The following is a 13,009-nucleotide window of genomic DNA, read 5'->3' on the forward strand; positions in this document are numbered from 1 at the left end:
GCGATGGCCAGTGTCTGGAAGATCCCCCAGTCTTCGGGGATCACGGAGTAGAGGCGACGCTGGATACGTTCCGCGATCACGTTGTGGCGGGACGCGGGAGCAGGTGACACGGTGATGATCCCCTCGATGATCTCCACCTTGCTGCCCTCCGGCCATTCCATCTCCTCCCAGTACCGGACGAGGTCGTCCCAGTTCTGGTCGGAGTCATGGCTGACGGTGAGTGCGCTCATGGCGGTCTCCTATCGGTGCGTCACCGATCCCAGCATGCCGAACGGGACCGGCGGAGGTCCACCGGTCCCGTTCACCCGAATGAGGAAACTGCAGGTCAGGCGATACGTTCCAGCACCACCGGCGAGGCCGTGAAGTCCGTGCCGGGGGCCGCGATGTCGTAGGAGCCCGCCACCGCCTGGAGGGCGTAGTCGAAGCGCTCCGGGGTGTCGGTGTGCAGGGTCAGCAGGGGCTGCCCCTCGGTCACCGTGTCGCCCGGCTTGGCGTGCAGCTCGATGCCCGCGCCCGCCTGCACCGGGTCCTCCTTGCGGGCCCGGCCGGCGCCGAGGCGCCAGGCGCCGACGCCGATGCCGTAGGCGTCCAGGCGGGTCAGGACGCCGGAGGACGGGGCCTTGACGACGTGCTGGTCCTTCGCGGTGGGCAGCGGGGCGTCCGGGTCGCCGCCCTGCGCGGCGATCATCCGCCGCCAGACGTCCATCGCCGAGCCGTCGGCGAGGGCCTTCGCCGGGTCGGCGTCCTTGACGCCGGCCGCGTCGAGCATCTCGCGGGCCAGGGCGACGGTCAGTTCCACGACGTCCGCGGGGCCGCCGCCGGCCAGGACCTCGACCGACTCGCGGACCTCCAGGGCGTTGCCGGCGGTCAGGCCGAGCGGGGTGGACATGTCGGTGAGCAGCGCCACCGTCTTCACGCCGTGGTCGGTGCCGAGGCCCACCATCGTGGAGGCCAGCTCCCGGGCGTCCTCGATGGTCTTCATGAAGGCGCCGGTGCCCACCTTGACGTCCAGGACCAGGGAGCCGGTGCCCTCGGCGATCTTCTTCGACATGATCGAGGAGGCGATCAGCGGGATCGCCTCGACCGTGCCGGTGACGTCACGCAGGGCGTACAGCTTCTTGTCGGCGGGGGCCAGGCCGTCGCCCGCAGCGCAGATCACCGCGCCGGTGGTGTCGAGGACGTGCAGCATCTCCTCGTTGGAGAGCAGGGCGCGCCAGCCCGGGACGGACTCCAGCTTGTCCAGGGTGCCGCCGGTGTGGCCGAGGCCCCGGCCGGAGAGCTGCGGGACGGCCGCGCCGCAGGCCGCGACGAGCGGGGCCAGCGGCAGCGTGATCTTGTCGCCGACGCCGCCCGTGGAGTGCTTGTCGGCCGTCGGGCGGGACAGCGAGGAGAAGTCCATGCGCTCGCCGGAGGCGATCATGGCCGCGGTCCAGCGGGCGATCTCACGGCGGTTCATGCCGTTCAGCAGGATCGCCATGGCGAGCGCGGACATCTGCTCGTCGGCGACCTCGCCGCGGGTGTACGCGTCGATGACCCAGTCGATCTGCTCGTCGGTCAGCTCGCCGCGGTCCCGCTTGGTGCGGATGACGGAGATGGCGTCCATGGCCATGGCTGAGGGCTTCCTTCCGTTGGTGCGAAGTGCGCGGCCCCCCTGCGAGCGGGGCAGGGGGGCCGTACGGCGTTACTTGGTGAGATGGTCCGGGCCGAAGGCCTGGGGCAGCATCTCGGAGAGCGGGAGGACGCCCGCGGGGGTGTCCAGCAGCAGGTCCGGGCCGCCGAACTCGTAGAGCAGCTGGCGGCACCGGCCGCACGGGACCAGCAGGGCGCCGGTGCCGTCGACGCAGGTGAAGTGCGTCAGCCGGCCGCCGCCCGTGCGCTGCAGCTGGGAGACCAGGCCGCACTCGGCGCACAGGCCGATGCCGTAGGAGGCGTTCTCCACGTTGCAGCCGGTGACGGTGCGGCCGTCGTCGACGAGGGCGGCCGCGCCGACCGGGTAGCCCGAGTAGGGGGCGTAGGCGTGGGTCATGGCCTCGCGTGCCTCGGCGCGCAGCGGCTCCCAGTCGAACTCCGTTCCCGGCGTCACTTGCCCTGGCCCTTCCGGTACCGCATGCCGTCCGCCTTGGGCATCCGCAGGCGCTGCGCGGACAGCGACAGCACGAGCAGGGTGACGACGTACGGGGTGGCGCCCACGAAGTCGCTGGGGACCTCGTCGGTGAGCAGGTACCAGACCAGGACCAGCGCGGCCATGACGGCGCTGACCGCGCCCTGGACCAGGGCCTTCTTGTACAGCTTCCAGCCGGCCAGCAGCGCGAGCAGGACGACCAGGAGCAGCAGCAGGGCGTGCACGGTGACGCCGCCGTTGCGCAGCTGGAGGGCGTCGGAGTAACCGAACAGGCCCGCGCCCATGGCCAGCCCGCCCGGGCGCCAGTTGCCGAAGATCATCGCGGCGAGACCGATGTAGCCGCGGCCGCCGGTCTGGCCCTCCAGGTAGGTGTGCGAGGTGACCAGCGCGAGGAACGCGCCGCCGAGACCGGCGAGGCCGCCGGAGATCGCCACGGCCGCGTACTTGTACCGGTAGACGTTGACGCCGAGGGACTCCGCGGCGACCGGGTTCTCACCGCAGGAGCGCAGCCGCAGCCCGAACGGGGTGCGCCACAGCAGCCACCAGCTGGCGACGAACAGCACGACGGCCAGGATGGTCACCACGGACAGGTGGGTGATCAGACCGCCGATGATGCCGGCCAGGTCGGAGACCAGGAACCAGTGGTGCTTCTCGATCGAGGCCAGGCCGTCCGACAGGCCGGGGACGGTGACGTCGGGCAGCGTGTCCGCGGGCGGGGACTGCTTGGGGTTGCCGCCCGCCTCCGCGGCCTTGCCGCCCGCGAAGAACAGCTTGGCCAGGTACTGGGTGGCGCCGAGCGCCAGCAGGTTGACGGCGACACCGGAGACGATGTGGTCGACGCCGAAGGTGACGGTGGCGACGGCGTGCACCAGGCCGCCGACGACGCCGAAGCCGATGCCGCACAGCAGGCCGAGCCAGGGGCTGGACTGCCAGCCGATCCAGCCGGCGCCGAAGGTGCCGAGGATCATCATGCCTTCGAGGCCGATGTTGACCACGCCGGCCCGCTCGGACCACAGGCCGGCGAGTCCGGCGAGGCCGATCGGCACGGCCAGGCCGAGCGCGGCGGCGACCTGGCCGGCGGAGTCGAGCTGGTTCGCGCCGGTGATGACGCGGACCGCGGCCACGAGCAGCAGCGCGCCCGCGACGATCATGAGGATCAGGCCGAGGGACCGGCCCGAGCGCTGCGGCGCGTCCGCCGCCTTGGGCGCCGCCGGCGGCGGCGCGTCGGTCATCGTGGCAGTCATCACGCCACCTCCTGCTTCTTCGTCGGGGCGGCGGCCTGGGCGGCGAGTTCGGCACCCACGCGCTGCTGCTGGCGCTTCAGCCCGTAACGGCGTACGACCTCGTAGGCGATGACGACGCACAGCACGATGACGCCCTGGATGACGCCGAGGATTTCCTTGTCGTAGCCCTGGAATTCCAGGTGGTTGGTGGTGCGCTCCAGGAAACCCCAGAGCAGGGCGCCGAGCGCGATGCCGATCGGGTGGTTGCGGCCGAGCAGCGCGATGGCGATGCCGGTGAAGCCGATGCCGGCCGGGAAGTCGTTGCTGAACTGGTGGCTGTCGTTCAGCAGGGTCGGCATGCCGATCAGACCGGCCACCGCACCGGAGATGACCATGCTGGTGGCGACCATCTTCTTCACCGAGACACCGCTGGCGGCGGCCGCGCTCTCGGACTGGCCGACGGTGCGCAGGTCGAAACCGAACCGGGTGCGGCCGAGCACGAACCAGTACGCGATGCCGACGATCACCGCGACGACGATGAAGCCCCACAGCTCACCGGCCGCGCCGGTGTCGAAGCTGAAGAAGTACAAGGACGACGGCAGCGGCTTGGTGGACACCAGGGTGCCGGCCTGGTCCAGCTGGCCGAGCTTCCCGGGCTGGAGCAGGTAGGCGATGATCGCGGTGGCGATCGAGTTCAGCATGATGGTCGAGATGACCTCGCTGACGCCCCGGGTCACCTTGAGGATGCCGGCGATGGACGCCCACAGGGCGCCGGTCGCCATGGCGCAGAGGATGATCAGCGGGATGGCGATCCAGCCGGGCACGGTGAGCGCACCGCCGAGGACGGCGGCGATGAACGCGGCGAGCCGGTACTGGCCGTCGACACCGATGTTGAACAGGTTCATGCGGAAGCCGATGGCCACCGCGACGCCCGCGAGGTAGTACGTCGTCGCCTTGTTCAGGATGTAGACCTGGCTGTCGCTGGCGAAGCCGTAGGTCACCATGTCGCTGAAGGCGTCACCGGGGTTCTTGCCGGTCGCGAGGATCACCAGGGTGGTGACGAGGAGCGCGGCGACGACCGCCAGCAGCGGGGCGGCGATCCCGAGGAGCAGCCGCTCCTTGTCGATCCGTGAGGTCAGCTTGTTCATCGCGCGTCGTCCTCTGTGTGCTCCAGGTGGCCGGTGGCCGCACCCGTCATGGCGGAGCCCAGCTCCTCGGGGGTGATCGTGGCGGGGTCGGCGTCGGCGACCAGGCGGCCGCGGTACATCACCCGCAGGGTGTCGGAGAGCCCGATCAGCTCGTCCAGGTCGGCCGAGATCAGCAGCACGGCCAGGCCCTCGCGGCGGGCCTCGCGGATGTAGTCCCAGATCGCCGCCTGCGCGCCGACGTCCACACCGCGGGTCGGGTGGGCGGCGATCAGCAGCTTGGGCTGGTGGCTCATCTCGCGGCCGACGATCAGCTTCTGCTGGTTGCCGCCGGACAGGGAGGCGGCGGTGACGTCGATGCCGGGGGTGCGGACGTCGTAGGCCTCGACGATCCGCTGGGTGTCGGCGCGGGCCGCCTTGGGGTCGAGCAGTCCGCCGCGCGAGTTCGGCTTCTCGGTGACGTGGCCGAGGATGCGGTTCTCCCACAGCGGTGCTTCGAGCAGCAGGCCGTGACGGTGGCGGTCCTCGGGGATGTAGCCGATGCCGGACTCGCGGCGGTCGCGGGTCGGGGCGTGGGAGATGTCGGTGCCGTCGAGGGTGACGACGCCGGCGTCCGGGTGCCGCATGCCCATGATGGCCTCGACCAGCTCGGACTGGCCGTTGCCCTCCACGCCGGCGATACCGAGGACCTCGCCCTTGTGGATGGTGAAGGAGATCTCGTCCAGGATGATGCGCTCGACGCCGTCGAGGTCGGTCTGCGCCAGGTGCAGGCCGTCCACCTCCAGCATCGGGACGTCCGTGACGGTGGACTCCTGGGTCTCCGGGGTGGGCAGTTCGCTGCCGACCATCAGCTCGGCGAGCTGCTTGGGGGTGGTGCCGCGCGGGTCGACGGTGCCGACGGTGGTGCCGCGCCGGATGACGGTGATCTCGTCGGCGACGGAGAGCACCTCGCCCAGCTTGTGCGAGATGAAGATGACGGTGAGGCCCTCGGCCTTGAGTTCGCGCAGGTTGTCGAAGAGGGCGTCGACCTCCTGCGGCACGAGGACGGCGGTGGGCTCGTCCAGGATGAGGGTCTTGGCGCCGCGGTAGAGGACCTTGAGGATCTCCACGCGCTGGCGGTCGGCGACACCGAGCTCCTCCACCAGGGCGTCGGGCCGCACGCCCAGGCCGTAGGCGTCGGAGATCTCCTTGATCCTGGTGCGCGCCTTGCCCCCGATGCCGTGCAGCTTCTCCGCGCCGAGGACGACGTTCTCCAGCACGGTGAGGTTGTCGGCGAGCATGAAGTGCTGGTGCACCATGCCGATGCCGCGGGCGATGGCGTCGCCGGGGTTGGCGAAGACGACCTGTTCGCCACTGACGGTGATGGTGCCCTCGTCCGGCTGCTGCATGCCGTAGAGGATCTTCATCAGGGTGGACTTGCCGGCGCCGTTCTCGCCGCACAGGGCGTGGACGGTGCCCGTGCGGACCGTGATGTCGATGTCGCGGTTGGCGACGACGCCGGGGAAACGCTTGGTGATGCCGCGCAGTTCGACGGCAGCGGGAGGGCTGGACGCGTTGATGGCGCACTCTCCTCGGGGAAAGGGGCTGCGGGGAGGGGGCAGGCGTCGGCGACGCTAGCGCGGCAACTCCGTGCTACACGCGTAGAGTTGACACATTGTTATGGCTCGGCGGGGGGCTCCGGAGGGTGCCCCCGCGCCGAGCCTGGGTCCGGCGGGACCCGTCAGGTCACGGGGTGGTCTTGACCTTGATCGTGCCGTCGACGATCTTCTTCTTCGCGGCGTCCAGCTTGGCCTGGATGTCGTCGATGAAGCCGCCGCTCTTGGACAGCGAGACGCCGTCCTTGGCGAGGGAGTAGGTGTTGGTGCCGGTCAGCGGCTTGCCGGCGTGGACCGACTTGACGAAGTCGTAGACACCGACGTCGACGTTCTTGACCATCGAGGTCAGGATCGCGTTCTTGTACTTGCTCAGACCCGGGATGTTGTACTGGTCCGAGTCCACGCCGATCGCCCAGGCGCCCTTCTTGCCCGCGACGGCCTCGATCGCGCCGTTGCCGGAGGAGCCGGCCGCCGTGTAGATGACGTCCGCGCCGTTGTCGAGCATGCCCTGCGCGGCTTCCTTGCCCTTGTCGGGGCTGGCGAAGCCGGAGGTGTCCGAGCCGTGCGACAGGTACTGCGTGTCGACCTTGATCTTCTTGTCGGTGTCCTTGACGCCCTGGACGAAGCCCGCCTCGAACTTCTTGATCAGCGGGACGTCGACACCACCGATGAAGCCGACGTGGTGCGACTTGGTCTTCGAGGCGGCGGCGACACCGGCCAGGTAGGAGCCCTGCTCCTCGGTGAAGGTGATGCTGTCGACGTTGCTGCCGTTCACGACCGAGTCGACGATGCCGAAGGTGGTCTTCGGGTACTTCGCGGCGACCTTGGTCATGGAGGCGGCGTAGGCGTAGCCGACACCGATGACGGGGTTGTACCCCGCGTCGGCCAGGTCGGACAGGCGCTGCTCGCGGTCGGCCTCGGTGTCCGAGGTCTTCGCGGTCAGCTCCTTGATGTCACCGCCGAACTCCTTCTTGGCCTGGTCGGCACCGCGCGCGGCGGAGTCGTTGAACGAGCGGTCGCCACGGCCGCCGACGTCGAAGGCGAGACCGACCTTGACACCCTTGCCGCCGCCCGAGGGGGCAGAGCCGGAGTCCTTGTCGGAGGAGGTGCTGCCACAGGCAGTGGCAGTCAGTGCGAGAGCTGCGGACGCGATACACGCAGCGGAAAGCTTGGCTACCCGGCGCACGGGAAGGCTCCTTCACCTGACCTGAGCGCCACGTAGGCGCTTGATGTGAGCACCTTGCGGTGCTCCGGCCGAGACGCCCCCATCGGCGTCGGCTTCGCGGCATCGTAACGCGCGTAGATGTCGCAAAAAACCCTCTCGCGAAGCCGTTATCGATTCGAGGCAAACAGCGTCTGAACTCGGACTCTCGCCCCTCTCACGGCGATGTTGCGCACCGTGAACGATTGGCTTGCTTCCGTGTTGCGCCGGCCGGGGAAACGGCCCCCGAGGGGGCCGCCGGCTCAGCCGCGGGCCCCGTTGGCGTCCAGGAAGGCCACGGCGGTGAACATCTCCACGCCGACCTTGATCGCGTGCTCGTCCGCGTCGAAATCACCCTGGTGGAGATCGCGTACGGTCCGCTCGCCGGGCCGGCGCACCCCGAGGCGGGCCATCGCGCCGGGCACGTGCTCCAGGTACCAGGAGAAGTCCTCGCCGCCCAGGCTCTGCTCCGTGCTCTCCACGGACTTCATGCCGCCCCGGGCGACCATGGCCCGGCGCAGCAGCTCGGTGGACTCCCGGTCGTTGACGACCGGCGGCACCCCGCGCACGTAGGTGATCTCGGACTTGGCCCGGTGCAGGGTGGCGACCTCGTCGATGGCCGCGTGCACGATGTCGGGGGCCTCCCGCCAGGCCTCCAGGTCCAGGCACCGCACGGTTCCGGACAGCTCGGCGTGCTGCGGGATCACGTTGGGGGCGTGGCCCGTCTCGATCCGGCCCCAGGTCAGGGCGAGACCGGCACGGGTGTCGACCCGCCGGGCGATCAGCGCGGGGACGTCGACGGCGACCCGGGCGGCGGCGGTGACCAGGTCGGTGGTCAGGTGGGGGCGGGCGGTGTGCCCGCCGGGGCCGTCGAGCGCGATGTCCAGGCGGTCGCAGGCGCTGGTGATCGGCCCGTGCCGCAGCCCGATCTTCCCGGCCTCCACCCTGGGGTCGCAGTGCACCGCCAGGATCCGGCCGACGTCGCGGAGCACACCGTCCTCGATGGCGTCCAGGGCGCCGCCGGGCAGCACCTCCTCGGCGGCCTGGAAGAGCAGCCGCACCGGGCGGGGCAGCAGGCCCTTGGCGTGCAGGTCGGCCAGGACCAGGCCGGTGCCGAGGACGACGGTGGTGTGCATGTCGTGACCGCAGGCATGGGCCCGGTCCGGCACGGTCGACCGGTACGGGCAGTCGGTCTTGGTGTCCGGGATGGGCAGGGCGTCGATGTCGGCGCGCAGTGCGAGCAGCGGTGTCGACGGGCGCTCACCCTCCGCGAGCCCGATGTCACAGACGAGTCCCGTTCCGGCGCTCAGCACGCGGGGCTTGAGCCCGGCCTGCTCCAGCCGCTCCTTGATCGCGGCGGTGGTACGGAACTCCTGATTGCCCAGCTCCGGGTGCATGTGCAAGTCGCGCCGGAAGGCGACCAGTTCGGCGTGCAGGGATTCGCTCAGCACGCCGGGGAGCACATCCCCCGGGAGGCCGGACTCGGACTCTAGGGACATCAATTGCTTCACCCTCTGAAGGGTAGGACGCCCGGCGGTCAACTACCCCTCGATCAACAAAACTTCAGCCCGTTAGGGGAAGAAAATCTGACCGGCGGACGCATGGTGGCGGACTTTGATGGGTAAGACCCTTGTTTCCTCCTCCACGCATACCACGGCTCGGCCGGATCACGCGCGCGATGTCCAGGAACCGGACTCCCGGGTTCCCGCTTCCCGCCGTGCCTACCCAGCGGGCGAGGACCGCCCCACGCCGACCGCGCTCCGGGAGCCGTCCGGGGGACGGCACCCGGCCGGGCGGATACGCCTGGAATTCAGAAGTGGTCGACCTTCTGGCCCTCGGGCACCTGGTAGCAGCCCGAGACGACCATCAGGCTCAGCTTGGGAGGGTTCCTCTTCTCCATCTGGGTGATGTGCACGCCGGCCTTCTTCGCGTCGTTGTCGGCGATCATGACGGTGTTCTTGTTCCTGCTGGTGTCAGGGCCATACTCGACGATCTTCCAGCCGTGCTGCGGCAACTTCTCCTTGAGATGCTGCATCGCGGGGCCCAGATCACTCGCCGACGCCGGGTAGAAGCTCCACTGGTGGAAGATCTGGAAGTGGGTGTCCCGGTCCTTGCCCGGGCACGCCTGAACCCCCGGGCGACTGTCGGACGCCCTGCCCTTCACCCCGATCAGGTCGTAGATCCCGCTGGAGACCCTTTCCATCGCGTCCGAGGCGTCCCGCGAGGTGCTCGTACCGGCGGACCGGACACCGTCCGAGCCACTGTCGGAGGTGCCGTCGGCGCCGGTGGCAGAGGTGTCGTCGTTCATGCTGCATCCGGTGAGGGTGGTGAGTACGAGGGGTACGGCGAGCACTAGTGCGCTCATGCTGATCTTCACGGTGCGGGGGCTCTCCTACTTCACGTGCGCCCAGAAGTCGGGCGGCGGCTTCAGTCGCGCGTCGTCTCCGTGCCCTACGACGACGAGGGCCTGGTTCTTCAGACTGTCGGAGTTCACGTTCCAGTACCCGCTGTGCCCCTCCGTGTCCGTGGTCATCTGGTTGGCACCGAATTCCTGGTCGCTCGGGATGATGAAGCGATCCCCGCCGTGACCCCAGCGGCCGAGGTCGGGAACGACGTCTCCGTCGGCCTCCTCGTTCCAGACGTGCCCCTTCGGTACGTCCATCTCGTCGGCATGGGACACCTTCACCCCGGGGCTGCCGGCAAAGACCACGTCGTCGGCGCTGAGGTGGCCCGTCTGGGCGGCGGCACCGACCAGGGTGGTCCCGTACGAGTGACCGATCACCGTGCGGTGCGTTCCGGCGTCACCGGAGTGCGACACGTCGAGGCCGTCCAGGAACTTGTTGAACGCCGGCGCACCGTCGTACGCGTAGTGCTCGAAGGGCGCGTCCTTGTAGACGTCGTCCGGTGCGTCGTAGCCGAGCCAGGTGATCGTGGAGACGGACTTCCCGTCCGCCTCGTCGTTGGCCGCGTGCCACACGTTCACCATACGGTCGATGTTGCCGCCGATGCTGTTCAGGTCCGATGTAGTGCCCGGAACGTAGACCGCTTGGTGGTCCGCCGTGTCCGGATTGCCATTGGCGATGATCGCGCGGCCGTCTCCGTCGGCGTTGAACCCGAGCAGATAGGCCTCGGGCAGTCCGTTCGAACCCGTCTGGTCGAAGCGCTTCTGGATGGCCTCCATACCGTCGAGCCCACCACGGGCTTCCTTGCGGGCCTTGTCCCAGTCCTTCCACTCCTGGCTCACGACCGTCGCGCCCTTGACCTCGAGTCCGGTGATCGGGCTGATGTACGGCTCGTACTGCTTGGGCTCGGGGTGCTTGTTCAGCCAGGCGTCATAGGAGAGCTGCGCGTTGCCGTGGGTCTCGTCCAGGACGATGCGGTTGGCCTCGTCGCGCACGGTGGCGGGGAGGCCGTCCATGGCGCCGACGGAGTCGGGGCGCAGGGAGACGTAGGCCGCCTGCTGCTCGTCGGTGAGCCCCTTCCACCAGGCCGCGTTGTCCTTCGGGGCGCCGTCCTTGGGCGGGTGGGGCAGCGAGTCGAGGTACTTCCTGCCGGCCGCGCCCACCCCGTCCTGGTCCGACTTCACGTCCGCCCAGTCCCGGTCCGATACCTTCAGGTCGTCGTCGGCCTTCAGCGCCCGCAGCTTCGGCGCCCACTTGGCGTCCGCCTCCGTGGCCTCCTGCAGCGCGTCCCCGATCCGGTTCGCGAAGCCGATCGCCTTGCCGAAGTTCGGGTTCGGGTGCTGGTGGATGGCCTGCTGCTCGATCGCGTTGGCCGTCGCGTCCGTCGAGCTGGTCGAGGCGGACACCGTGCCGCCCTCGGGCACCTTGCCGTCGACCTTGTCGCCACCCGCGGGGAAGGACACCGAACCGTCGGCGCCGACCGTGCACCCGGCCGCCTTGGCGTCCTCCAGGGCCGCCTCCAGCTTCCGCTTGGCCGCGGCCATGTCGTACGCGAAGGCGTTCAGCGCGGTACTGGCCAGCGCGCACTCGGTCTGGACGTAGTGGAAGTCCTTGCCCAGTTCCTTCAGCTCGTCCACGGCGGCCTGCATCGCCTTGCCGTCGAGCTGGTTGCGCAGGCTGGGGACCAACCGGTTCTCGATGGTGTCCTTGACCGTGCTCGCCATCTCGCTCGTGGCCCGGTAGCCGTCGGCCGCCTCCTCGAACTCGGCGGGCTTGAAGGCCTTCAGCGTCGCGATGTCCACGGCGTCACCGGTCCTTCGCCTGGCCGCCGACGGCCTCGGTGTCGTGGTACTTGGCCTTGATCTTCTCCAGCTCCGCCTGCACCTCGCCGTCGGACATCGCCAGGTCGTGCCCGGAACGCTCCATCAGCCCGCCCAGCTCACCGCAGCGGCCCTTGACGCCCGTGACGTACTTCTTCCAGGACTCGTACAGCTCCCGCTGCGCCGCCGCGGACTGCACGCCGGACATCTCACCGAGCCCGGACTGCCCGTCGTCCAGCTTGCCCAGCGCCTTGCCGACGTCGTCCTGCAGTCCCTTGGTGTCCTCGCCGGCCTGTGTCCAGACCTTCTTGTCCGACTTCAGGTCGCGGCCCCCGCCGCCGCCCGGTTCCAGCGGCACGTGGTTCAGCCGCATCCCCGTGGAGCCGCGAGCCGCGGCGTCCGCCTTCAACTGCTCCCACTCGTCCCACGCCATGGCTGTGGCCCTCCCCGTTTCCCCGTCGCCGGCAACCCCCGCCGGCCGAGCCATGCTCCCCACGGCTCGGGCAAAAAATCAAGCTGAGGAGGCACTCGCCCCGAATTTACTTTTAGTCCGCTCTTCGAGTGACGAATTATCCCGTATCGCGCGTATTTAGGAGGGCGCGTCCCGGGATGGATAACCTGCGACCCCATCCGCACGTCACGCAGGAGAAGAAAAAGATGTGGAATATGCTCGTCTGGACGATGATCACATGCACCTCACTGTGCACCGCGGGGTCCATTTTCGTACGACCTCATCAGTGTCGAATGCGGCAGACCGACACCCTCGAATTGCGGCGCCGGCGGCGCATGGTGGAAGTGCTGCAGCGTGAGGTACGGGTCATGAGCGACGCACCGGGATGCTCCGAGAGCAGCAAATCCTAAGAATTCGCTCCAGGGGCTGCCGGCGAGGAAGGATCAGCCCCTACCTCTGCAGAAACTTTTTTTCGGACCCCGCCGCCATCACGTACCACCTGCTTTTCCATTTCTCATACAGGATGCGCATAGGGCCGAACGACACCGGGAAAAGGTGTTTGTCCGGCTACTTTGTTCACTCGTTTGCCGCACACCCATCGCCGCATGGTGCCGTTAGTTGCAGCATGACGAAGGCTCTGAGGGGTCCCGTGCGACTGGGTTCTTATACCTATCTGCCGGCACCCGCCGAAACGCACAGCGCCAGAGGAGTTCTGATGAGGGGTGGCCTCCCTGTCTCACTGGAGGCGACCGAGGAGATCCTCCAGGAATTCATGGACAGAATGAACTCGCTGGAGACCGATATCTCCCAACGCTGGGTGGGCGCGGACACCTGGTTCCGTCTCGCACCGGCGGAATGACATCGCCCATGCACGAGACAATGGGATCGTACCCGGATCTTCCCGCCGACTACGTGGACGAATACCACCACGGCAGGGGGCGGCACCGGTCGCCCGTCGCGGATTTCTCCTATCCGCTGGTTCCCCCGGACTCGGGCTGGGACCCCGCGGAAGAGCTGGCCTACATGCTGCGGGACAGCATGGAGCAGCAG

At 68.9% G+C, this 13,009-nt stretch carries 10 protein-coding genes and 2 pseudogenes; 1 reads left to right on the forward strand and 11 read right to left on the reverse strand.

Going from position 1 to position 13,009, the window contains the following annotated elements; all coding sequences use genetic code 11:
- The 11 genes and pseudogenes from IE312_RS38670 to IE312_RS03985 all read right to left on the reverse strand — a co-directional run.
- Nucleotides 1–230 (reverse strand): annotated as a pseudogene (locus tag IE312_RS38670) (Uma2 family endonuclease); the annotation flags it as partial.
- Between the two features lie 95 nt (nt 231–325).
- On the reverse strand, nt 326–1,609 hold the full coding sequence (locus IE312_RS03940; protein ID WP_189978415.1) for a thymidine phosphorylase: 1,284 nt from the start codon (nt 1,607–1,609) through the stop codon (nt 326–328).
- 72 nt (nt 1,610–1,681) lie between these two features.
- Nucleotides 1,682–2,083, reverse strand: coding sequence for a cytidine deaminase (locus IE312_RS03945; protein ID WP_189978417.1), 402 nt, complete (start codon nt 2,081–2,083; stop codon nt 1,682–1,684).
- Nucleotides 2,080–3,366 (reverse strand): ABC transporter permease, encoded by a 1,287-nt coding sequence (locus tag IE312_RS03950; RefSeq protein ID WP_189978419.1) that lies wholly within the window; start codon nt 3,364–3,366, stop codon nt 2,080–2,082. The genes IE312_RS03945 and IE312_RS03950 overlap by 4 nt, the downstream gene beginning before the upstream one ends.
- On the reverse strand, nt 3,366–4,493 hold the full coding sequence (locus tag IE312_RS03955) for an ABC transporter permease (RefSeq protein WP_189978421.1): 1,128 nt from the start codon (nt 4,491–4,493) through the stop codon (nt 3,366–3,368). The genes IE312_RS03950 and IE312_RS03955 overlap by 1 nt, the downstream gene beginning before the upstream one ends.
- Entirely contained in the window at nt 4,490–6,016 is a 1,527-nt protein-coding gene (locus tag IE312_RS03960; RefSeq protein ID WP_370467514.1) for an ABC transporter ATP-binding protein, read from the reverse strand. The genes IE312_RS03955 and IE312_RS03960 overlap by 4 nt, the downstream gene beginning before the upstream one ends.
- Nucleotides 6,017–6,215: 199 nt before the next feature.
- Nucleotides 6,216–7,271 carry a BMP family lipoprotein gene (locus IE312_RS03965; RefSeq protein WP_189978423.1) on the reverse strand — a complete coding sequence of 352 codons (1,056 nt, stop codon included), beginning with the start codon at nt 7,269–7,271 and terminating at the stop codon, nt 6,216–6,218.
- 278 nt (nt 7,272–7,549) lie between these two features.
- Nucleotides 7,550–8,785 carry an amidohydrolase gene (locus tag IE312_RS03970; RefSeq protein WP_189978425.1) on the reverse strand — a complete coding sequence of 412 codons (1,236 nt, stop codon included), beginning with the start codon at nt 8,783–8,785 and terminating at the stop codon, nt 7,550–7,552.
- A gap of 311 nt (nt 8,786–9,096) precedes the next feature.
- Complete coding sequence (locus tag IE312_RS03975; RefSeq protein WP_189978427.1) at nt 9,097–9,651, reverse strand: hypothetical protein; 555 nt, start codon at nt 9,649–9,651, stop codon at nt 9,097–9,099.
- A 27-nt stretch (nt 9,652–9,678) separates the two neighbouring features.
- Nucleotides 9,679–11,490, reverse strand: coding sequence for an alpha/beta hydrolase (locus tag IE312_RS03980; RefSeq protein ID WP_189978429.1), 1,812 nt, complete (start codon nt 11,488–11,490; stop codon nt 9,679–9,681).
- A gap of 4 nt (nt 11,491–11,494) precedes the next feature.
- Nucleotides 11,495–11,941: a hypothetical protein gene (locus IE312_RS03985; RefSeq protein ID WP_189978431.1), complete on the reverse strand. Its 447-nt coding sequence runs from the start codon at nt 11,939–11,941 to the stop codon at nt 11,495–11,497.
- A gap of 885 nt (nt 11,942–12,826) precedes the next feature.
- On the opposite strand from IE312_RS03985, the pseudogene IE312_RS38675 reads away from it, so the two are divergent.
- A pseudogene (locus IE312_RS38675) lies at nt 12,827–13,009 on the forward strand (hypothetical protein); the annotation flags it as partial.

Origin of the sequence: Streptomyces capoamus, assembly GCF_014654935.1 — a bacterium.
GTDB classification, from domain to species: Bacteria; Actinomycetota; Actinomycetes; order Streptomycetales; family Streptomycetaceae; genus Streptomyces; species Streptomyces capoamus.

What these genes read in the sequence shown, in the direction of transcription:
- IE312_RS03975 (WP_189978427.1), bottom strand. Translation starts at nt 9,651, where the DNA reads ATGAGCGCACTAGTGCTCGCCGTACCCCTCGTACTCACCACCCTCACC.
- IE312_RS03950 (WP_189978419.1), bottom strand. Translation starts at nt 3,366, where the DNA reads ATGACTGCCACGATGACCGACGCGCCGCCGCCGGCGGCGCCCAAGGCG.
- IE312_RS03985 (WP_189978431.1), bottom strand. Translation starts at nt 11,941, where the DNA reads ATGGCGTGGGACGAGTGGGAGCAGTTGAAGGCGGACGCCGCGGCTCGC.
- IE312_RS03970 (WP_189978425.1), bottom strand. Translation starts at nt 8,785, where the DNA reads ATGTCCCTAGAGTCCGAGTCCGGCCTCCCGGGGGATGTGCTCCCCGGC.
- IE312_RS03955 (WP_189978421.1), bottom strand. Translation starts at nt 4,493, where the DNA reads ATGAACAAGCTGACCTCACGGATCGACAAGGAGCGGCTGCTCCTCGGG.
- IE312_RS03940 (WP_189978415.1), bottom strand. Translation starts at nt 1,609, where the DNA reads ATGGCCATGGACGCCATCTCCGTCATCCGCACCAAGCGGGACCGCGGC.